The sequence below is a fragment of the Nostoc sp. UHCC 0251 genome, from assembly GCF_034932245.1.
Lineage (GTDB): Bacteria > Cyanobacteriota > Cyanobacteriia > Cyanobacteriales > Nostocaceae > Nostoc.
Window position 1 is genome coordinate 1 of record NZ_JAYGHD010000320.1, and the last position, 21897, is coordinate 21897.

General features: G+C 41.8%; 13 protein-coding genes and 1 tRNA gene. 12 read left to right on the forward strand and 2 right to left on the reverse strand.

What is annotated here, in order from left to right; genetic code table 11:
* Positions 1–147 precede the first annotated feature (147 nt).
* The 10 genes from VB740_RS26025 (at position 148) to VB740_RS26070 (ending at position 13221) form a co-directional block, all read left to right on the forward strand.
* On the forward strand, positions 148–1608 hold the full coding sequence (locus tag VB740_RS26025) for a TM0106 family RecB-like putative nuclease (protein ID WP_323202756.1): 1461 nt from the start codon (positions 148–150) through the stop codon (positions 1606–1608).
* Between the two features lie 394 nt (positions 1609–2002).
* Positions 2003–3187 (forward strand): esterase-like activity of phytase family protein, encoded by a 1185-nt coding sequence (locus VB740_RS26030; protein ID WP_323202757.1) that lies wholly within the window; start codon positions 2003–2005, stop codon positions 3185–3187.
* Positions 3188–3475: 288 nt separating this feature from the next.
* Positions 3476–5098 carry a serine/threonine-protein kinase gene (locus tag VB740_RS26035; protein ID WP_323202758.1) on the forward strand — a complete coding sequence of 541 codons (1623 nt, stop codon included), beginning with the start codon at positions 3476–3478 and terminating at the stop codon, positions 5096–5098.
* Between the two features lie 100 nt (positions 5099–5198).
* Positions 5199–6725, forward strand: coding sequence for a serine/threonine-protein kinase (locus VB740_RS26040; protein ID WP_323202759.1), 1527 nt, complete (start codon positions 5199–5201; stop codon positions 6723–6725).
* A 109-nt stretch (positions 6726–6834) separates the two neighbouring features.
* Positions 6835–6908 (forward strand) — tRNA-Asp (locus VB740_RS26045).
* A 138-nt stretch (positions 6909–7046) separates the two neighbouring features.
* Positions 7047–8492, forward strand: a complete 1446-nt coding sequence (gene gltX / locus VB740_RS26050; protein ID WP_323202760.1) for a glutamate--tRNA ligase — start codon at positions 7047–7049, stop codon at positions 8490–8492.
* Positions 8493–8715: 223 nt separating this feature from the next.
* Positions 8716–9210: a hypothetical protein gene (locus tag VB740_RS26055; RefSeq protein ID WP_323202761.1), complete on the forward strand. Its 495-nt coding sequence runs from the start codon at positions 8716–8718 to the stop codon at positions 9208–9210.
* A gap of 412 nt (positions 9211–9622) precedes the next feature.
* The gene (gene ftsH2 / locus VB740_RS26060; RefSeq protein WP_323202762.1) at positions 9623–11509 is read left to right on the forward strand and encodes an ATP-dependent zinc metalloprotease FtsH2; all 1887 of its coding nucleotides are present in this window, start codon (positions 9623–9625) and stop codon (positions 11507–11509) included.
* Between the two features lie 129 nt (positions 11510–11638).
* Positions 11639–12538, forward strand: coding sequence for an ADP-ribosylglycohydrolase family protein (locus VB740_RS26065; RefSeq protein WP_323202763.1), 900 nt, complete (start codon positions 11639–11641; stop codon positions 12536–12538).
* Positions 12539–12675: 137 nt separating this feature from the next.
* Positions 12676–13221 (forward strand): hypothetical protein, encoded by a 546-nt coding sequence (locus tag VB740_RS26070; RefSeq protein WP_323202764.1) that lies wholly within the window; start codon positions 12676–12678, stop codon positions 13219–13221.
* Between the two features lies 1 nt (position 13222).
* Here VB740_RS26070 and VB740_RS26075 read toward each other — a convergent pair whose 3' ends face one another.
* Positions 13223–16795 (reverse strand): NB-ARC domain-containing protein, encoded by a 3573-nt coding sequence (locus VB740_RS26075; RefSeq protein WP_323202765.1) that lies wholly within the window; start codon positions 16793–16795, stop codon positions 13223–13225.
* Between the two features lie 162 nt (positions 16796–16957).
* Here VB740_RS26075 and psbA point away from each other — a divergent pair, with 162 nt between their 5' ends.
* Complete coding sequence (gene psbA / locus VB740_RS26080; RefSeq protein WP_323202766.1) at positions 16958–18040, forward strand: photosystem II q(b) protein; 1083 nt, start codon at positions 16958–16960, stop codon at positions 18038–18040.
* A 118-nt stretch (positions 18041–18158) separates the two neighbouring features.
* Here the strand turns inward: psbA and VB740_RS26085 are convergent, their stop codons facing one another.
* Entirely contained in the window at positions 18159–19469 is a 1311-nt protein-coding gene (locus tag VB740_RS26085; RefSeq protein ID WP_323202767.1) for an aminopeptidase P N-terminal domain-containing protein, read from the reverse strand.
* Positions 19470–19945: 476 nt separating this feature from the next.
* Between VB740_RS26085 and VB740_RS26090 the strand changes: the two genes are divergently transcribed.
* Positions 19946–21178 (forward strand): VCBS repeat-containing protein, encoded by a 1233-nt coding sequence (locus VB740_RS26090; RefSeq protein WP_323202768.1) that lies wholly within the window; start codon positions 19946–19948, stop codon positions 21176–21178.
* The last annotated feature ends 719 nt before the right edge of the window (positions 21179–21897 follow it).

The window sequence follows — 21897 nt, forward strand, 5'->3', positions numbered from 1 at the left end:
GACGGGCAAGATGCCCATCCCACAAAAATAGTAAAATCATCCCGCAAATATGCAAGGCCTTATTTTTTACTCATCCCCCTCATCCCCCTCCATTATTAATTATCTAAGTTTCTGCCAGAGTGTGCTAATTCTTGTTAACTTAAAAGGATGCTAATTAATGCTGAACTCCTACTGCAATATCAACGCTGTAAACGCCGGACTTTTCTAGATACCTACGGTGACAAAAGTCAGCGCGATGATCCTAATGAGTTGCTGCGGAAACTGCAACAGGACAAAATCGCTCATCAGCTGAATGCTTTGGCACAAATGACTTATCACCAACCAGATTATTCATACGGAAACTGGGAAAAGGCAGAGAAGGCAACTTTAGAATTGATGGAGCGTGGGGTTGAGTACATTTATAAAGGAGTACTGTTAGCAACTTATTCTGAAGCATACACCCTGCTGAGTCGTCCAAATTTACTTGTGAAACAACCAGGACAGTCTCGTTTTGGAGATTGGATGTATGTCCCGGCTAGTATTGAACTGGGTAAGCGCCCTAAGCAAGAATATCAGGTTGTCGCTGCATTTCACGCCCAAGTATTGGCAACAGTGCAGGGAGTTGTACCAGAAACAGCTTTACTGATATTGCGAACTAAAAACACTAATTATGCCGTGGATCTGTTCAAATGGACACCAAGGATGCAGCAAATTCTAGAGGAGTTTATTGGAGTTTTAGAGTTACCGAATCCGCCAGAGGTTTTTATTTCTCGGCAAAAGTGCAATCTTTGTCATTGGTATAGTCAATGTTATGCGATCGCTCAATCTGAAAAACATCTTTCACTGTTACCAGGCGTAACACCTCTTCGTTACACTCAACTCCAAGACTTAGCCATCACCACAGTAGAATCTCTCGCTAACACCAGTCCCACTACCTTAGAAAACCTGGTTGGTTTCGACCGTGAAGTAGCACCCAAGCTAGTAGTGCAAGCTCAATCTGTATTGGAAAGACGACCTCTAGTTTTACCATACCCACTACCAATAGAAGATATTACATTCACAGCACCCATAGAGCTTTACTTTGATATTGAGGCACAACCAGACTTAGAGTTAAATTATCTTTTGGGGGTTTTGGTCGTTGATAGACTTGCCAACACAGAACAGTTTTATTCGTTTTTAGCAGATAAACCAGAAGACGAAGAATTAGTTTGGCAGCAATTTTTGGATTTGGTTTGGCAATATCCCGAAGCGCCAATTTATCATTTTTGTGTCTACGAGTTTGATACGGTCAAACGGTTGGCAAAGCTTTACAACACTCCCAACTCCTTAGTGCGTCCTGTACTGAATCGATTTGTGGATGTGTATGAACAATTAACCCAAAGTGTAGCATTGCCTGTAGAAAGTTATGCCCTCAAAGCGATCGCTCGTTGGTTAGGATTTGAGTGGCGGGAAAAAGAAGCCAGTGGTGCCAAGTGTATTTACTGGTATGATCAGTGGCTAGAAACAGGCGATCGCACCTTACTAGAAATTATTCAAAGCTACAACGAAGATGACTGTCGCGCTACCCGCAGAGTGAAAGACTGGCTTGTAAAGTTTTTTCAGGATGAATATGGTTTGCGGCTAGCTTAAGCAATTTAGTATTTTCTAAAAGGTTTCAATTGCTGAGAATACATGTTATTTTAGCAGCGCCCAGATGTGCAGGTCTGCACTCTTCAGTATGATATTTTATCAAGAAAGGCAGACGGCAGAAGGCAGGAGGCTCAGTTGGAATACTGTTTTCTGCTCTCTGCCCGTGACAATCATGGAACTTGGGTTTAAGACCCCCACCAAATTTTCAATTTGGTAGCCCCAATTTAGGAGGGGTTGGAATCCCCTACAAAACATTGAACCTTCTCCCAAGGGGAGAGGCTTCTCTTCTCTACGAGAGGCTGCGCCAACGAGACGCTCCGCGAACGCCATCTGCCCTCTGCCTCCTGCCTCCTGCCTTCTTCAATCGTTATTTTAAAATATTAACAAAAAATCTATGCAACTAATCAAAAAAATCTCCGCAATCCCACGCATTATTTACTTATTTATACCGATTATAATTATCATTTTCTTATTCCAAAACTTAGCATCCAATTCTGTTGAAGTTAGTAGTATAGAGTTTATCGGAGAAGCCACTTTACCGAAAGGCTTAATCTACCAAAAAACTGAAGTTGGAGGTTTGTCTGGAATTACCTATGATGCAAAAAACAATCTTTATTATGCTATTTCCGATGACCGTGGACAAAAAGCTGCTGCCCGTTTTTATACCCTAAAAATCGACTTAAGCAAGGGTTCTATACAAAAAAATGGAGTTATTCCTGTTAATATTACTACGTTATTAAATAGCAATAATCAAGCATTTGGCGCTGGTGAAAGTGATACAGAAGGTATTACGTTAACTAATAAAAAAACTGTATTCATTTCTTCTGAAGGCGACGCTGAAAAATTAATTAATCCTTCTATTAAAGAGTTCTCACTATCTTCTGGTAAAGAAATTGCAACACTTACCATACCAAACAAATTTTTGCCAGACAGAACTACTCAACAAGGTATCCGCAACAATTTGGCTTTTGAAAGCCTTACCATTACACCCAATAATAAGCATATATTCACAGCTACCGAAAATGCTCTAATTCAAGATGGTGTCGCAGCTAAACCTAACATTGGTAGCCCTTGCCGGATTTTGCAATATAACTTGGTTAATAACCAGCCAGAAAAAGAATTTCTTTACCAAACGGAACCAGTTTCCCCTTTTTTGAATCTGACGGGCAAATTTGCTAGTGGATTACCTGATTTACTTTCTCTTGATAATCAAGGACACTTCCTAAGTTTAGAACGGTCTTTTACTGGATTAGGATTTGCTATTTCTCTGTTTCAGGTTTCTTTAGAAGGATCTGATGATATTCATAAGATAGATAGCCTTTTAGCCGTTGACTCTAAGAATATTAAACCAGTTCAAAAAAAACTTCTGTTAGATTTGAGAACCCTAGATGTACTGCTAGACAACATCGAAGGACTAACTCTTGGCCCTAAACTACCCGATGGTCAGCAATCGTTAATTCTGATCAGTGATAACAATTTCAACTCCCTGCAACGTACCCAAATACTAGCCTTTAAAATTAAAATTGAAACACCACTAATCAGATTATTACGCCGTTTACTCCCGAATCTCAACCGTTAAGTGTACAGAGGTATTGCGCCTTTACTGCCATTTACTTTTTCCTGTGTATCCACGGAATATACTAGGCCAATTTATCTAGCCTATTTGTAGTTTACGTGTAATTTCTCAACCGTATACATTAATAAATATGTTATACAATATTTAGGAAAATTTCCATATAGATTAACTACGATTACAGTATATGTTTAATTTTCTCCAAACTATCATATTTTCTTGGTTTGATTTTAATAATTAGCTAGGCTTATCACGGGTGTTTTTGCCAACAATATTTTTCATAAATGATTTTTTATGCCACAAAATAAAATTGAGAATATGGTAGGGCAAAAAGCAGAGCTAGACGATTACATTGGGCAAGTTTTAAATAATCGCTATTTAATCAGAGATTTGATTGGCAAAGGTGGGATGGGTAGAGTTTATTTAGCAGAAGATACTGCTAAAGGTGGTATGCCGATCGCTGTCAAAATTTTATCACTCAGTTTGGCGAACCAGCAAATGTCCCAACGTTTTGCCAGAGAGATTTTTATTGGCGCTCAATTGGGACGCAAAAGTAAACATATTGTTCGCATCTTAAGTTATGGCGTTACTGAGGATAAAACTCCATATTATGTAATGGAATACCTACAAGGAAAAAATCTCAAACAAATTCTAAAAATTCAGCCATTAACAATACCGAAATTTTTGGAGATTTGTAATCAAATTTGTTTAGGCTTACAATGTGCCCACCAAGGTATCAGCCTCAAAGGAGAGATTTATCCTATTGTTCATAGAGATATTAAACCAGAAAATATATTCATTACTGAAGATAGTAAACAAGGAGAAATTGTTAAAATACTAGATTTTGGTATTGCCAAATTTTTAACAGAGCGAAGCGGGATGACTCTGACGGATTCTTTTATTGGCAGTTTGCCGTACTGTTCTCCAGAACACATGGAAGGGCGCAAACTGCTAGATGTCCGCTCTGATATTTATAGTTTGGGAGTACTAATGTTTGAGATGTTAACAGGCAAACATCCATTTCAGACAAAAAGTAACTCTTTTGGTACTTGGTACCAAGCACATCGCTTTCAAATGCCACCGACAGTTGAAGAAGTGAATCCGCAAGTCAAAATCCCGCAGATATTAGAAAAACTATTGATGAGTTGTTTAGCTAAAGAAGTAAGCGATCGCCCCCAAAATATCAACCAAATTTTAGAAGATTTAGAAAAGGTTAATGTTCAGCTTAATGATGTTACTCCTAGCAATAGCAGCGACATTATTAAACTCTCGTTTCCAGTCCAATTAATACCTGCAACTTTAGTATCAGAAAAAGAGTGTTTGCTAAAAAAATGGCCTAAAAATAAACCAATTGCCCCAATTGGATTTCCCCATTTACTACAAACGACTCAAAGAGCTATCCCAACTTTTTGGGCAATGTTACCCAAACAAGATATCATAAATTTTCTGGATAAAATACATGGTACTGAGTTTATTAGTAAAATGAATGTTTACCCGATGCTGTTGTGGGTAACAGTACTATACGATGCCCAACCTTCTATGGCTAAGTGGCTACCTTATTTTATAGATTTAAAAGATAATAAAGGGCAAAATATAGCACGTAGTTTAGCAGAAGTAGGCTACTATCATCTTTTATTCTTTTCCCTAGAAGATCCAAACGTTTGCTCTCATGTAAAGACTTTAATCCTCACAGCTAACCAGCGACAGCAACTTATAGATTACTTAGATATGAGCCAAACTTCAAATGAATTAATTTTGTCTAATCAAGCCAAAAATCTTCTAAAAAAAGATTATGAAAAGCTGAAAATGGAAATATTAAAAAAGTTAGCTGGAGAGCGAAAAGCTGATAAAGAAAGTTTAAAAAGTTGGATGGCTAAATTGTTGGGTATTTTTTTAAACCTTTTACCACATACTTGAAAATCTGCGATTAAAATAAAAATGCCCTATTACTTAATGATTGAGATTTTTATGTGTGTATTGCTAACTTTAAATAGACTCATCAGCAGAGGTGATCAAAGTGAATCAAAGCCCATTTACATATCCAAGTAGTAAGGGCTTGCTTGCCAATCGTTATCAACTCAAGCAATTAATTGGCAGCGGTGGCATGGGTGAAGTTTTTTTAGCAAATGATATTTTGTTAGGGGGTATACCAGTTGCTATCAAGTTTTTGACGCAGACTGTTGTCGATAACAAGATGCAACAAGACTTTGTTCGTGAAGCTTTAATGAGTGCAGCTTTGAGTCAAAAGAGCTTACATATAGTGCGGGCGTATGATTATGGTGTGAATGAGAAAGGAAAACCATACTACGTCATGGAATATCTATGCGGAAAAAGTTTAAAGGATTTAATTCCGCTACCAATACCCATGTTTTTGACTCTTTCCCGTCAAATTTGTTTGGGTTTACAATGCGCTCATCAAGGCATAAACATTGATGGAAAAATTTGTCCGTTAGTTCATAGAGATATCAAGCCTGCCAATATATTAGTTATTCCTGATCCGATATTGGGTCAATTAGTTAAAATTCTCGATTTTGGTATTGCTAGATTTTTAAATTATGTATCAACAGCTAGTACAAGTAGAGGATTTAATGGAACTTTACCATACTGTTCTCCAGAACAGCTAGATGGCGAAAAATTAGATGGTCGCTCTGATATTTATAGCTTGGGTGTGATGATGTTTGAAATGCTCACAGGCAAAAAACCTTGGCAACCAGAAACTGATTACTTTGGTGCTTGGTATAAAGCACATCACTTTGAACAACCAAAAGCGATCGCAGATGTTAAACCTACTCTTAGAATACCTCAAAAGCTAAATAATCTAATTATGTCTTGTCTTGCTAAAAAATCTTGCGATCGCCCTCAAAATATCGCTCAAATTTTGCAAGTCTTAAACAGTTTAGAACAATCCAATTGTACCAGCTTACCTACAACTTTACCCTCTAGTTCCATCCTTAGCCGTCCTTTAGATTCAGGTTTAACAATTACAGTAGAACAAAGCTGTCGAAAAGTTTTTTGGCCTCAAAATAAACCAATTCAAGAAATTGTTTTTCCTCAGCTTTTAGACACTGCACAAGGATCTATGACAGCGCTATGGTTGATGTTGCCTAAACAAGAAATCAAAAACTATGCGCTTTCTACCCGTTACAACCAGTTTATCTTCATCACATCCCCTCACCCAATGCTGTTGTGGGTAACTGTACTCTACAATCGGCAATTGGCTCCTAAGTGGCTACCATGCTACTTAGATATGCAAAATCCCCAAAATCTTAGGCTGGTAAGTTTCCTGACTGAAAATGAACACTATCCTTTGATTTTCTTTACTCTGGAAGCACCAAATTCTTGCACCAACGTTCTCAGTAGTCGCATTGAGCCAACTCAGCGGCAAATGTTGAAAACTTGGGTGAAACAAAGTCAGAGTCTACCACCCGCTTCTCAAAGCCAGTTGAGCAAACAGCTATTAAAGCAGCAGTATAAACAAATACAATCCCGGATATTGCAGCATCTAGAATCAGAGCCACAGGTTGTATTATCAGGGTCTATTTAAAAAAATTCTTACCTGAGAGAGACGGGACAAAAAGAACTTCTAAATTTCCGACTCCAAAACACTTGACAAGTAGAAAAAAAATAGTGATAATAGCAAAGTTGCCAAACAAGGGACTGTAGTTCAATTGGTTAGAGCACCGCCCTGTCACGGCGGAAGTTGCGGGTTCGAGCCCCGTCAGTCCCGTTCTAAATTTATGAGTAATGAATCACCGAACCTAATTTCGGTGATTTTGGTTTTTGAATTCCCCACAGGGATTGACTCAGAATTCAGGGTTTGAATATAAGCTACATTTATCATGCTTTGCCAAAGAGAGAATTAACTGTGACCGTTAGAGTTCGTATTGCACCGAGTCCAACTGGAAATTTACATATTGGTACAGCTAGAACGGCTGTATTTAACTGGCTATTTGCCCGTCACCACGGCGGTCAATTTATACTGCGAATAGAAGATACAGACCTAGAGCGATCGCGTCCCGAATACACCAACAATATTCTTGAAGGATTGCGCTGGCTAGGACTGAACTGGGATGAAGGGCCATTTTTCCAATCCCAACGCCTGGATCTTTACAAAGAAGCAGTACAAAAACTGCTAGATCAAGGATTAGCCTATCGCTGCTACACCACTTCCGAAGAACTAGAAGCTCTCAGAGAAGCTCAGAAAGCGAGAGGCGAAGCTCCCCGCTATGACAACCGACACCGTAACCTCACGCCAGAACAACGCGCCGCATTTGAAGCAGAAGGCCGATCCTCTGTGATTCGCTTCAAAATCGAAGATGGGCGGGAAATTGTCTGGAATGACCTAGTAAGGGGAAAAATGTCTTGGCGAGGTAGCGATTTAGGTGGTGATATGGTCATCGCCCGCGCCTCAGAAGAGGGTAGCGGTCAACCTTTATACAACTTTGTAGTTGTAGTAGATGACATCGATATGCAAATCACCCATGTCATTCGCGGAGAAGACCACATCGCCAATACCGCCAAGCAAATTTTACTGTATGAAGCAATGGGTGCAAAAATCCCAGAGTTTTCTCACACGCCGTTAATTTTGAACATGGAAGGGCGGAAGCTTTCTAAGCGGGATGGTGTTACTTCCATTTCTGACTTTCAGAAAATGGGCTTTACTGCTGAAGGCTTGGTGAATTACATGACATTGCTGGGTTGGTCGCCACCAGACTCGACGCAAGAAATATTTACCTTAGAAACAGCAGCCAAAGAATTTGGTTTTGAGCGTGTAAATAAAGCAGGTGCAAAGTTTGACTGGGACAAGCTGGATTGGTTGAACAGTCAGTATATCCACAAGACGCCAGTAGACAAACTCACAGATTTACTTATCCCCTATTGGCAAGCGGCTGGGTATAAATTTGATGGTGGAAGAGAACGCCCCTGGTTAGAACAGCTAGTAACTTTAATTAGTCAGAGTTTGACTCGTTTAGTAGATGCAGTACCTCAAAGCCAACTGTTTTTTAGCGACACAGTTGAATTTAGCGAGGAAGGTAGTACACAACTGAAGCAAGAAGGTTCTACTGCTGTTCTTGAAGCGATTGTTACAGCCTTAGAAAATCAGCCGCAACTGTCAGAAGCCGCCGCCCAGGACATTATTAAACAAGTGGTGAAAGAGCAAAAAGTCAAAAAAGGCTTAGTAATGCGATCGCTCAGAGCAGCCTTAACTGGAGATGTTCATGGCCCCGACTTGATCCAATCTTGGTTACTACTAAACCAGATTGGTTTAGATAAATCGCGCTTGAGTAGGGCAATAACGGAAGCTAGTTAGCAATTACTGCCAAATTTTAGAAATATTTTAGATTTTAGGGGCGCACAAATGTGCGCCCCTATCCATAAGGTAGAGCAATTATAGAAACAAGAAATCATTGGTGAATTACTAATGAATTTTCCTCAATTCTAAATCTAAAATAGGTAGTCAATTATCCCCACTTTGGGAACTTGGTGTGTAAAATTAATGTCTTCAAAAACACTTAGAAGCGAACGTAATTACAATGCCAACAAAAGCGCTCAATAGAGGGATGAGATTATCGTTCATAATAGTTACACTCTTCATCACATCCACAATTCATGCTGTGACTGATGCTCAAGAAGCACCAGCGATATTTGGAGACGTCACTATTAGCCCTCAGTTTTCCCCAGACCCCCTGACAGTTCGCGGGATGAGTGGTGGTTCAATATCTGGGAGTCAAGTAGGTGGGAGAACTGAAACAGCCACTGGGCCTTGTACTGGATTTGTTGATGAAACACCAGACCATACATTAGCGCTAACAAGTAAATTTGACTACCTGAAGCTGCAAGTGCAAAGTCCTGAAGATACTACCATAATTGTCAAGGGGCCCGGTGGTACTTGGTGCAATGATGATGTTGACGGCAAAAATGCCGGTATTGTTGGTGAATGGCTGGCTGGAAGTTACCAAATTTGGGTTGGTTCTTACGAAAAAGGCAAGTATCTACCTTACACTTTACAAATTACAGAAGTGAAGTAGGGAATGGGGAATGGGGCATTGGGCATGGGGCATGGGGCATAGTTATTCTTCTTGTCCTCCATCTCCCTCATCTCCCTCATCTTCCTCATCCCTCTCATCCCCCACTGCCCTAAATAGATGATTATCTTGGGCTGGAACGAGACGAGAAGCATTCTAGAGAAATTATCCGTATCTTTGCATCCCGTTGCGCTCCCTTTTCTCGTGCAATATTGTATTAAAATTAAGTTAACTTTGATTAAGATTCTTGTTGGCATCGCCATAATGCGCCAATTGCTCTATGGCAGTGCATGTAAGAGATCAAATTAAACAAAATGGATTTATAAACATCCGTTTAACAGCTTAAAGTGACAGAGTGATGAACATTCGGTTGCTAGGGCTGATGAATTGTATAGGCATCTAGAGGCAAATTAACATGAAATTCTCTTGGAAAGTCGTAGTACTCTGGACATTGCCGGCTTTGGTAATTGGCTTTTTCTTCTGGCAAGGGGCCTTTGCAGGCGCTCCTACTGATATGAGCAAGAATGCAGCCAATACCCGCATGACTTATGGCCGCTTTCTAGAATACTTGGATGGCGATCGCGTCAACAGCGTGGATCTTTACGAAGGCGGTAGGACAGCAATTATAGAAGCCCGCGATCCAGACATCGAAAATCGTGTCCAACGGTGGCGGGTAGATTTGCCTATTAACGCTCCTGAGTTAATTAGCAAGCTCAAAGAAAAAGACATTAGTTTTGATGCTCACCCGATGCGGAATGATGGCGCAATTTGGGGCTTATTGGGCAATCTCGTGTTTCCAGTTTTATTGATTACCGGGCTGTTCTTTTTGTTCCGCCGTTCTAGCAACCTCCCCGGGGGGCCAGGTCAAGCGATGAACTTCGGCAAATCCAAAGCGCGTTTCCAAATGGAGGCAAAAACCGGGGTCAAATTTGACGACGTAGCCGGGATTGAAGAAGCTAAGGAAGAACTGCAAGAAGTTGTCACTTTCCTTAAGCAGCCAGAAAGATTTACCGCAGTAGGCGCACGGATTCCCAAGGGAGTGCTGTTAGTTGGGCCTCCTGGAACTGGTAAAACTTTACTAGCAAAAGCGATCGCTGGTGAAGCAGGTGTACCTTTCTTCAGTATTTCCGGTTCGGAATTTGTGGAAATGTTCGTTGGTGTGGGTGCATCTCGCGTCCGCGATTTGTTCAAGAAAGCCAAAGATAATGCCCCCTGTATCATCTTCATTGATGAAATCGACGCAGTTGGACGCCAGCGGGGCGCTGGTATCGGCGGCGGTAACGACGAGAGAGAGCAAACCCTCAACCAATTGCTCACCGAAATGGACGGGTTTGAAGGTAACACAGGCATCATTATTATTGCTGCCACCAACCGTCCCGACGTACTAGACTCAGCATTGTTGCGTCCCGGTCGCTTTGACCGCCAAGTAACAGTTGATGCACCCGATATCAAAGGGCGTTTGGAAATCTTACAAGTCCATTCACGCAACAAGAAACTAGACCCTAGCGTATCTTTAGATGCGATCGCTCGCCGCACTCCTGGATTTACTGGTGCTGATTTAGCTAACTTACTCAACGAAGCAGCAATTTTGACTGCAAGAAGACGCAAAGAAGCTATCACCCTCCGCGAAATTGATGATGCGGTAGATCGGGTAGTTGCTGGTATGGAAGGCACTCCTTTGGTAGACAGCAAGAGCAAACGCTTAATTGCATACCACGAAATTGGACACGCTTTAGTTGGGACTTTGTTGAAAGACCATGACCCAGTGCAGAAAGTTACCTTAATCCCACGGGGACAAGCGCAGGGTTTAACTTGGTTTACTCCCAACGAAGAACAAGGGTTAATTTCTCGTTCTCAGTTGAAAGCCAGGATTACTGGTGCTTTGGGCGGTCGCGCTGCTGAGGAAGTGATTTTTGGGGCTGCGGAAGTCACAACTGGCGCTGGTGGAGACTTACAACAGTTATCGGGAATGGCGCGGCAGATGGTGACTCGTTTTGGAATGTCCGACTTAGGCCCACTGTCGTTAGAAAGCCAGCAGGGTGAAGTATTCTTGGGTCGTGACTGGACAACCCGATCTGAGTATTCCGAATCTATCGCCTCTCGCATTGATGGACAAGTCCGAGCGATCGTGGAAGAATGCTACGACAACGCCAAGAAGATTGTCCGCGATCATCGCACTGTCACCGATCGCTTAGTCGATTTGCTCATCGAAAAAGAAACCATTGACGGTGAAGAATTCCGCCAGATTGTGGCTGAGTACGCTGAAGTACCTGAAAAGCAACAGTACGTACCGCAACTGTAAGCTCTTAAGAAATAATCTTGAGCTATTGCTCAATTTAAATGGGGATGGTGTTAACTATCCCCATTATTTTATGTAAAATTTATAATACAAAAATACTACACGGTTTTTTAGTTAGTCTAGGAGTGAATTATGCCAACAATAAAAGATCCTCGCCTCATTTGCGCTCAACATTCCCTTGAGGGTTTATCGGTGGGTGATGCTTTTGGAGAGCGATTTTTTCTCCATCCAGATGTGGCAGAAAGTATGATTATCGCCCGTGCCATCCCAGCATCACCTTGGTACTATACCGATGACACCCAAATGGCGCTTTCTATTGTGGCAATTCTTCAAGAATATGGAGAAATTAACCAAGACAGGCTGGCAGAAAGCTTTGCCAAGAAATACGACAGCCAACGGGGTTATGGTGCAGCAATGCACAGGCTGTTAACACAAATACGCAATGGCGAATCTTGGCAGAAACTGGCAAGTAGGCTGTTTAACGGACAAGGTTCTTATGGAAATGGAGCAGCGATGCGCGTTGCACCGATAGGGGCGTTCTTTGCCGAAGATTTGGATTTAGTTGTCAAGCAAGCACAAGCCAGCGCCGAAATCACTCATACTCATCCAGAAGCGATCGCTGGTGCAATTGCCGTAGCAGTTGCTGCTGCTTGGGCGGCGAGATTACAAGGTTCTATACCCAGTAAACAAGAGTTTCTTAACCTTGTCTTACCTTATGTACCAGAAAGTGAGGTAAGTGCAAAAATCCGCCGTGCTTGTGATTTGTCGGAGACAACACCAGTGGAATTAGCAGCGACTCTACTGGGAAATGGTACTCATGTCTCAGCACAAGATACAGTCCCCTTTGCACTTTGGTGTGCTGCCCAGCACCTTGATAACTACGAAGAAGCACTGTGGTTAACTGTAAGTGGCTTGGGAGATAGAGATACTACTTGTGCGATCGCAGGTGGTATTGTGGCGATATCTACAGGTGTGTCAGGTATTCCCGCAGCATGGTTGCAAGCACGAGAACCTTTGCCCAAGGGTAGATAAAGAAACAATCATACTCTTCCGTCCCACTAGGCAAATTCAAGTAATATCAAAATTTCGTCAATCACTAACTTGAAAATCCGAAACTGTTAGCCCAGGTGATGTATACAAAAATCTGCTCACTTTTATTCGCACAATTTATGAATAGTAAAGCTAAATTATTGACTCTTGCTTGCTTAACGTTGGCGGTTTCTTCTCTAACTGTCAGCACAGTTATAGCAAAAGCGAAACTGACAAATCAGGCAAAATTGTTTATCAATGGAATCGGCACAGTACGGGTTGGGATGACTGTTTCCCAAGCGACAAAGGCTGCTGGTACTAAGCTAGTAGGTGATCCACCCAATAACAATTGCTACTATGTTAAGCCACAAAATGAACCCAAAAATGTTTCGTTCATGGTGACAAAAGGTCGCATTTCTAGAGTAGATGTGCGGCAAAATACCCAGATTACTACCCTTAAAGGTGCAAAAATTGGCGACACGGAAGCGCAAATTAAGTCTCTTTACCCAGAACAAATTCAAGTTACACCTCATAAATACGTCCAAAGCGGACACTATTTGACATTTATCCCCAAAGACCGTGCTGACCAGAACTATCGCGTTGTCTTCGAGACTGACGGTAAGCGTGTTACTGAGTTTCGCTCAGGTAAACTACCAGAAGTTGAATATGTCGAGGGCTGTTCTTGATTTAAGAACTTTCTGTTATTGCTCCTAGTGCCAAAAGTGACGATCGTACAGATTCCGTCAAACCAACGGCCCCTGTAATATTCATGCCTTCATAGGGTCTAGGAGTTCTGAGAATTTTCAGACATTCACCTGTTTCGACATTCCATAAGCGAATGGTTTGGTCTTCACTGCTGCTGGCAAGAATTGGACTTTTAACTGGAGAATGAATAAATGCGATCGCATAAATCCATCGTGTGTGTCCTTTCAATACTCTCAAGCACTCCCCAGTTTTCATGTCCCAAATTCTCACGGTTTGGTCGGTTCCTCCACTTGCCAGAATACAACCATCGGGACTGACAACACTAATCACCGCACGAGTATGCCCTTCCAAGGTTCTTAGACATTGGCAAGTCTCAAAATCCCAAATTTTGATGGTTGTATCTTCACTGCTACTTACCAAGGTTTGTCCATCTGGGCTAAATTTAGCTGACCAGATGCCGTTTGTGTGACCACGAAAAATTTTCAAACATTCCCCTGTAACTACATCCCAAGCTCGAATGAGGGCATCTGCACAGCAACTAATTAACATCTTGCCATCAGGACTATAGACAAGTGAGGAGACAATGTTAGTGTGATTACATAATACACCTAGACATTCGCCAGTCTTGACATCCCAAATTCGCACCTGTTTGTCACTACCACCACTGGCTAGAGTGTTTCCATCTGGACTAAAGGTGACTGAAAGCAGCCAGTTTATATGACTCCGCAAAATTTGCAGACATTCTCCTGTATCTACGTCCCAAATTCTTACCGTTTCATCGGCACCGGCACTGGCAATAATTTTACCTTGAGGATGGAAAGCCACAGTTCGCACCCAATTTGTGTGTCCCCTCAAGGTTTTGATGTACTTACCAGTTTGAATATTCCATAGTTTAACTGTTTGGTCTTCACCACTAGCTAAGATTTGGCTGTTAGAGAAATCGTTGAAAGGGCTGGTGGCTAAGGCCCACACACCACTACCATGTCCGCGAAAGGTTCTGAAACACTTTCCTGTGCGAATGTCCCAGAACTTGACTGTTTGGTTGTCATCACTGGCAATCAAGGTTTGTCCATCTGGACTGAATGTCAATGAGCGAACAGTGTGGGTGTGTCCTTGCAATGTTTTCAGACATTCTCCAGTGTGAATATCCCAGAAGCGAATTGTTGTGTCACCACTGCCACTGGCTATTGTTTTACCATTGGCACTACAAGCCACACACCAGACATGGGCTGTATGACCGTGGAGAGTCTGTAGACACTTCCCTGCTTCTATATTCCAAATTCTTATGGTGCGATCGGCACTACCGCTTACTAGCATTTTCTGATCTACGCTAAACGCTACAGACCAAACAATACTTGTGTGCCCTTGCAGGGTTTTTTGGCACTCTCCTGTATTGACATCCCAAATTTTGATAGTATGGTCAGCGCTACCACTAGCTAAAGTTTGACCATCTTTACTCAGAGCGATCGCCCAGATCCAATCTGTATGTCCTTCAAGAGTTTTCAGACATTCCCCTGTCTGGATATCCCATAATTTTACCATTTGATCCATACCACCACTGGCAAGGACTGAATAGTTTTGTTGCCGAGCCTGAGCTACAGACCAAACAAAGCCTGTGTGCATACTGCTGAATACTTGCAAGCATCGACCTGTGAGATCCCATTGTTTAACAGTTTGGTCATCACTGCCACTAAATAAAGTTTGACCGTCAGTACTAAACACAATAGAACGCACCCAACCTGCATGTGCTTCCCAGTTTATGCGTTGCTGTCCGTCTGTTGTTTGCCACAAGGAAATTTTACCGAGGGTATCCCCAATTGCCAGAAGACTGCTATCTGGGCTAACTGCCAACGTAAAGGTGTAGCTGAGATTTGCAGTGAAGGTAGATTTAGTTAAATCTGAGTAGGCGAAGTTGGTTTGGTGTAAGTTCACACCTTTTAAATCAGCTTGCCAAATCGTCAAACTAGAAAAGTTGCGATCGCTTAAATCCACTTGCATCTGATGAAGTAAATTAATCGTGTTTCCGCCCATATAACCAGTATCGATCGGTTTTTTGCCACGAAGTGGTACCAAAATTGTCATCAGTTGAGCTTCAATCCGATTTGCAGTTCCGAACAAAGAAAGCAACTTTTTAATTACAGGGTTGAGAATTAAGTAAATTTGAATTTCTTTGATATAGTCTTTCGCAGTTGCTTTGATTAGTGCATGAGTTTTGAAAAGAGCAATATTTTGAGTTTCAATTTCAACACAAACCTGTTGAATCAAACGACTAGTAATGTACTCCATCAACACAGGCTGTAGTGTGAATAAACCACTACCTTTCTCAATTAGGCTGCGTCTTTCTAAGGCTGACAATGCTTCTAAGAGTTGAGAAGACGCAATCAAGGATAATAAATCAGCCTGTATTTCGGCAAAACTTACAGGTTCGCGGTTGATTGCCAACCAATACATGACTGATTTTTCTAAAGCTGATAAACGTTGAAACTGTTGTTCGAGCAAATCTTGAATATCACCGAATACAACAGTACCTTGAGCAAGAAAATTAGAAATATTACTATCAAATAAATCCCGGATAGTGGTTGCTACAATCTTCAGTGCCAGTGGATTACCTGTATAGGATTGAATTAAAGTTTGCCATTCTTCAACCGAGCCAATAAAGCTACCTTTGCAGCTAAAAATTGCTTGTCCATCAGCGATTGATAAACCAGATAATTGCAGAGTTCTAACAGGTAATTTTTCGCCCTCAAGTACCGCCACCTCTTTAGGCTTTTCTCGACTCGTCAGCACTAAACAACTTTGGTGGCGAAACTCACCAATTCGCTTAAAAAGTTCACCATACCCTTCGTAACCAGAACGATATTGACCTGTTCGACCCTCATTGCTGGCTAAGATTGTCTCTGCATTATCGAGAATCACTAGACAGCGATGTTCTTGGAGATAGGTAAGTAGTCGAGAAATGCGATCGCTGACAGATTCGGGTAAATCCCCCTGCTGTTGGTGAGAGAGAACTTGAATCAAGCTAGTGAGTAGCGCTTCAATAGTGGGGGCGTTATAGAGCGATCGCCAAATAACATACTCAAAGTTTCCCTGAATTTTCTCCCCCAACTTCACAGATAAAGAAGTTTTACCAATCCCCCCAATCCCCAATAGTGCCACTAACCGACAATGGTCTTGGCTAATCCACTGCTCTAAGGTGGCAATTTCTTGGAAACGTCCGTAAAAAATAGAAACGTCGAGCGCTTCACCCCAGTCTTGATAAGTTTTTGTTGGATTACCAGACTTGATTTCTCCAGTATTCTTCTGACGAGAACACCATCTTCTCAAAGACGAACGAAGGTTATCTTTAGTAACTTTCTCACCCATCGCCTTGGAGAGCATTTTCCAGAGTCGAAAGCCAACAATTTTGATGTAGTCGGCATCATAGCCAAACTTTTCAGCAATCTCTGGATATGTTTTCTGTTCCCATGACTGTCGAAAAATAGTTTCTTGCAAGTCATTTAGAGATGTCTTTTCCAGAATGATTTCAACAATGGCTAAGGCTTCTTCGACAGTCATTTGCCCAGAGGTTGCTTACTAAAGTTAACTTCAACTTATAACTTTCAATAACTATTAGTTACTGCAAAGATTTAGCAACTTTTTTAAGATGCTAGCAGTTGTTGATTCCCAACGAGCAACAACTTTAAATCATCAACAAAATCATTGAAATTATTCTAAACTATGACTACTACCTTACAAAGACGCTCTAGCGCCAATGTCTGGGAGCAATTCTGTGAGTGGATCACAAGCACCGATAATCGTTTATACATCGGTTGGTTTGGTGTTCTGATGATTCCCACGCTGCTAACAGCTACCACCTGCTTCATCATCGCCTTTATTGCTGCGCCCCCTGTAGATATCGATGGTATCCGTGAGCCTGTTGCTGGTTCTTTAATCTATGGCAACAATATTATCTCTGGTGCGGTTGTTCCTTCTTCCAATGCGATCGGCTTACACTTCTACCCGATTTGGGAAGCAGCTTCCCTGGATGAGTGGCTTTACAACGGTGGGCCTTACCAGTTAGTAATCTTCCACTTCTTAATTGGTTGCGCTTGCTACATGGGACGGCAATGGGAGTTGAGCTACCGCTTGGGAATGCGCCCCTGGATTTGTGTAGCTTATAGTGCCCCATTGGCTTCTGCTACTGCTGTTTTCTTAATTTATCCCATTGGTCAAGGCTCTTTCTCTGATGGTATGCCTTTGGGTATCTCTGGAACCTTCAACTTTATGTTGGTGTTCCAAGCTGAACACAATATCTTGATGCATCCATTCCATCAGTTAGGTGTAATTGGTGTGTTTGGTGGTGCTTTAGTTTCTGCGATGCACGGTTCTTTGGTGACTTCCACTTTAGTACGTGAAACTAGCGAAACCGAATCTGCAAACTACGGCTATAAGTTCGGTCAAGAACAAGAAACCTACAACATTGTTGCGGCTCATGGCTATCTGGGACGGCTATTTTGGCAATATGTCAGCTTCCAAAACTCTCGATGGCTGCACTTTGTCTTAGCAGCTTTACCTGTAATTGGTATCTGGTTTACTGCTTTGGGTATCAGCACGATGGCATTTAACTTGAACGGATTCAACTTTAACCAGTCTGTAATCGACTCCCAAGGGCGTGTAATTAACACTTGGGCAGATGTGATTAACCGTGCCAATTTGGGTATGGAAGTGATGCATGAGCGTAATGCTCACAACTTCCCTCTAGATTTGGCTGCGGGTGAAGCAGCGCCAGTAGCTTTAATTGCTCCTGCTATCCACGGCTAAGGTTTAACTGTCATTTTTTATAAGTGCTTACCCCGGCTTACTTTGTTGAAGCCGGGTTTTCTAACGTTTCCCAATTTGGGAGAGAGACTTTAAAGTTAGCTTTCCTTCTCCCTCTTTTTTATCTTTCAACTTCATCCACTGCTTTGGGAACTCCCGCAGTTAACACCTCATGTCCATTAGATGTAACTAACACATCATCCTCAATCCGAATACCAATACCAACCCATCGAGGATCAGTCTCTGGTTGGTCTTCTGCTAGTTTGGTGTCAGGCACAATATATAATCCCGGTTCCACTGTCAAAATTTGTCCTGGTTGCAAAATCTGCGGTTTATCTTCACCGTGCTGGTAAACTCCCACATCATGAACATCCAAACCTAACCAATGACTGGTGCGGTGCATATAATATGGCTTATATTTTTCTTCCTCAATTAACTTGTCAATTTCGCCTTTGAGAATGCCAAGCTCAACTAAACCTTCGGTGAGAACGCGTACTGCTGTATCGTGAACTAATTTAAAGGGATTGCCTGGTTGCACTTGAGCGATCGCTTGTTTTTGTGCTTCTAAAACAATCTCATACAGTGTCTTTTGTTCTGGCGTAAATTTACCCCCAACAGGAAATGTCCGCGTAATATCTGAGTTGTAATAGCCATAAGCACAGCCGGCATCAATTAGCAGTAATTCTCCATCCTGCATTTGACGATTATTTTCAATGTAGTGGAGTACGCAAGCATTCACACCGGAAGCCACAATCGAAGGATAAGCTGGCCCCATTCCACCCCGGACTCGAAAGATGCGTTCCATCTCCGCCTGAATTTCGTACTCATAACGTCCGGGTGCGGCGATTTCTTGGGCGTAATTGTGCGCTTCAGTGGCGATCGCAACTGCTTGACGCATCAATTCCAACTCAGCTTCACTTTTGATCAATCTCATGCTGTTGAGGACAGGACCCGTATCTTCAATAGCGATCGGCCCTGTACCGCGCTTAGGATAAGTCCGCAGTAAACTTTGGTAATGTCGCAGGATTTGGTCATTAAAACTGCGATCGCGTCCTAAGTGATAGTAAATGCGGCTGGCTTTTTCCAAATACTGCGGCAACTTTTCATCTAACTCGCTAATGGGGTACGCTTCATCAGCACCATAAATTTCCTTCGCTGCATCTACCCCAGAAAGATAACCAGTCCATACTTCCTTTTCGCGATCCTTCGGTTGGACAAACAGCACAAACCTATGTTCTGAATGATGTGGTGCTAACACTGCTACTGCCTGTGGTTCGTTAAAACCAGTTAGGTAGAAAAAATCACTGTCTTGGCGATAAACATACTCGACATCGTTATGCATCACTGCCATTGGCGCACTGCGAAAAATGGCTGTGCCATCACCAATTTTTGCCATTAACTGCTCACGACGTTGCCGATATTCTGCTTGCATAGCTAATGTATTTATAAAAGTATTGTGTTATTTTACACTTTTGGTACAAGAAGATGCACAGATGGTGCTTCTTAGTAGTTGCTAACCCTTTAAATTACACAATAACTCATGAGGTTTGTTGACTGCTGAGAGTTAACAGTCAACACAAAAAAATGTGCAAGTTAGATGGGCGACAGCTTATTTTAACCAATATTTGTTTAACTCAATTCATCAAACTTGGATAAAACAGAAAAACATGACCCAATTTTATCTATAAATCATCACATACATAAGGTATTTCCTAATTGTTTATATCACACTTGAATTTTTTTAAAAAATGATTTAAAACAAATATAAATTTGTGTTGAAAGGCTAATATTAAGCAAAAAAAAATAGTTATAAAGAAATATTGAAACCCTGGTAAATGTTATTTGGTTACAGAACGGGGCTGCAAAATAAAGTTAAAAAAAGATAACAACTAGTCATAAAAAATCACCATGTTTGGTAATAAACCCTCAAAGTTGTCTTTGGATACATCTGAATGGGCATCAAAATCTTTCCTAAGATCAGACACATTATTATCTAGTTTTGATAATTCACCTTCTTCAATTTCTTCTAGTTCACTTTTTACCAGTAAGAGTTCCTCGCAAGTACAAGCACCTCTGGTCGTGTCAGCAAATCCTAATCCTAATCCTTACTTAACCAGTGCGGCGATTGTTCCTGACTTCAATGGTGATGGCAAAACGGACAAACTTTGGGTTAATACCCAAACAGGTGAGATTATTGTTCGCCTGATGGATGGGACAACAGTGGTTGAACAGGGTTCTCTGGGTCAATTTGACCTAGCCGCCTATGATTACAAAATTGGCGAGTTCAACAATGATGGTAAAACCGACTTCTTATTACGCAATAAGACAACTGGTGAGAACAGCATTGTGCTGATGGATGGTACAAGAGTTGCTAGTGCGGCTTCTCTAACCAGCGTTGACGCAGCCTGGACTTCTCAGATTGGCGATTTCAACGGCGATCGCAAAACCGATATTTTCTGGCATAATGCTCAAACAGGCGAGAATGCTATTTGGGAGATGGATGGCACAACAGTTGTCACTGCAACTGTTCTAGACACTACAGACCCAGCACTAACTGCTACCATTGTTGATTTCGACGGTAATGGCAGAAGTGACATCTTCTGGCGCAATCAGACAACAGGCGATAACAGCGTTTGGTTTATGGATGGTACGCAAAAGAGTGAATTTGCGCTGCAATCACAAGACGTAGGCTGGACTTATAGCGTTGGCGATTTCAACGGCGATTTAAGCACCGATCTGCTGTGGAGAAACGCTGAAACAGGCGAGAATAAGATTTGGACAATGCGAGGCATCTTAGTCACCGAAGGTGCTTTGGGTACACTTGACTCATCTTGGACTTCCAAAATTGGTGATTTCAACGGTGATGGTAAGACAGATATCTTCTGGCACAATGGAACCACAGGTGCGAACACAGCTTGGTTGATGGATGGTACAACAGTTGCTACTGAAGCTTTTTTACCGACTAATAACGCGGCCTTGACACCATCTCTTGGCGATTATAACGGCGACGGCAAGACCGACATCTACTGGCGTGATCAGACAGCAAGTGCAGACAACATTTGGACTATAAATGAGACAACAGCTGTTGAAACTCCTATCAGCGAAGCAGATAAGCTTGGTCCAGAATGGTATACGTTCTAAAAGCTAGAAACAGAGGCCATTCAATTTTGGATTTTGAATTTTAGATTTTTCCTTCAATCCAAAATCCAAGTTGCCCCGGAAGCGCACCAAAGGTGCGACCCAAAATCTAAAATTGACAGAGTTAGGGACTTCCAGTAAAAACAACATTCCATCGTAGGGGCGCACAGCTAGCTGTGCGCCCCTACAGAGTTAGGTTGATTCTTGTCTCTCTACTTACTTTGTTTAAATTAGCAGTGTTCTTAAGCACAATATATATGTGATCGTGAATACATACTTCCTGATTGAAGTAACTATGCTATCCTGGCGAAAGGAGGATACAGCAAAAATACATCTTATAACTTGATATCTATTTCCTTTTGTTAAAGCCAGAGATAAAAAGAAGTAGATGGACAAAAATATTTACAGTCATTGGGAAGTCGAATAAAGCAATCCGCTTGCGCCTGGAATTGCTTTATTGCGCTTCTCTACGAGATGCTGCGCGTAGCTTGCTTCCCCGTAGGGGTACGCTGCATTTGGAATGACATTGTGTAATTAATTCTGTACGACTAGCAATACCTTTGCCAATTTTTTAGAACTTCCGCAGAATGCAGGTTTTGGGCTATGGGTTTAAACCTCAATTTAAAAGACTGAAACCCTTGCTGTCTATGACGTTTAGCTTTTTATCCATCTCTAAAACTGTAATTTTGGCGAGGGTATTGTAATAAGGCAATTGATTATTT

Coding starts and splice junctions, on each gene's coding strand:
- VB740_RS26025 (WP_323202756.1), top strand. CDS start 148: ATGCTAATTAATGCTGAACTCCTACTGCAATATCAACGCTGTAAACGC.
- VB740_RS26030 (WP_323202757.1), top strand. CDS start 2,003: ATGCAACTAATCAAAAAAATCTCCGCAATCCCACGCATTATTTACTTA.
- VB740_RS26035 (WP_323202758.1), top strand. CDS start 3,476: ATGCCACAAAATAAAATTGAGAATATGGTAGGGCAAAAAGCAGAGCTA.
- VB740_RS26055 (WP_323202761.1), top strand. CDS start 8,716: ATGCCAACAAAAGCGCTCAATAGAGGGATGAGATTATCGTTCATAATA.
- ftsH2 (WP_323202762.1), top strand. CDS start 9,623: ATGAAATTCTCTTGGAAAGTCGTAGTACTCTGGACATTGCCGGCTTTG.
- VB740_RS26065 (WP_323202763.1), top strand. CDS start 11,639: ATGCCAACAATAAAAGATCCTCGCCTCATTTGCGCTCAACATTCCCTT.
- VB740_RS26070 (WP_323202764.1), top strand. CDS start 12,676: ATGAATAGTAAAGCTAAATTATTGACTCTTGCTTGCTTAACGTTGGCG.
- VB740_RS26075 (WP_323202765.1), bottom strand. CDS start 16,795: ATGACTGTCGAAGAAGCCTTAGCCATTGTTGAAATCATTCTGGAAAAG.
- psbA (WP_323202766.1), top strand. CDS start 16,958: ATGACTACTACCTTACAAAGACGCTCTAGCGCCAATGTCTGGGAGCAA.
- VB740_RS26085 (WP_323202767.1), bottom strand. CDS start 19,469: ATGCAAGCAGAATATCGGCAACGTCGTGAGCAGTTAATGGCAAAAATT.
- VB740_RS26090 (WP_323202768.1), top strand. CDS start 19,946: ATGTTTGGTAATAAACCCTCAAAGTTGTCTTTGGATACATCTGAATGG.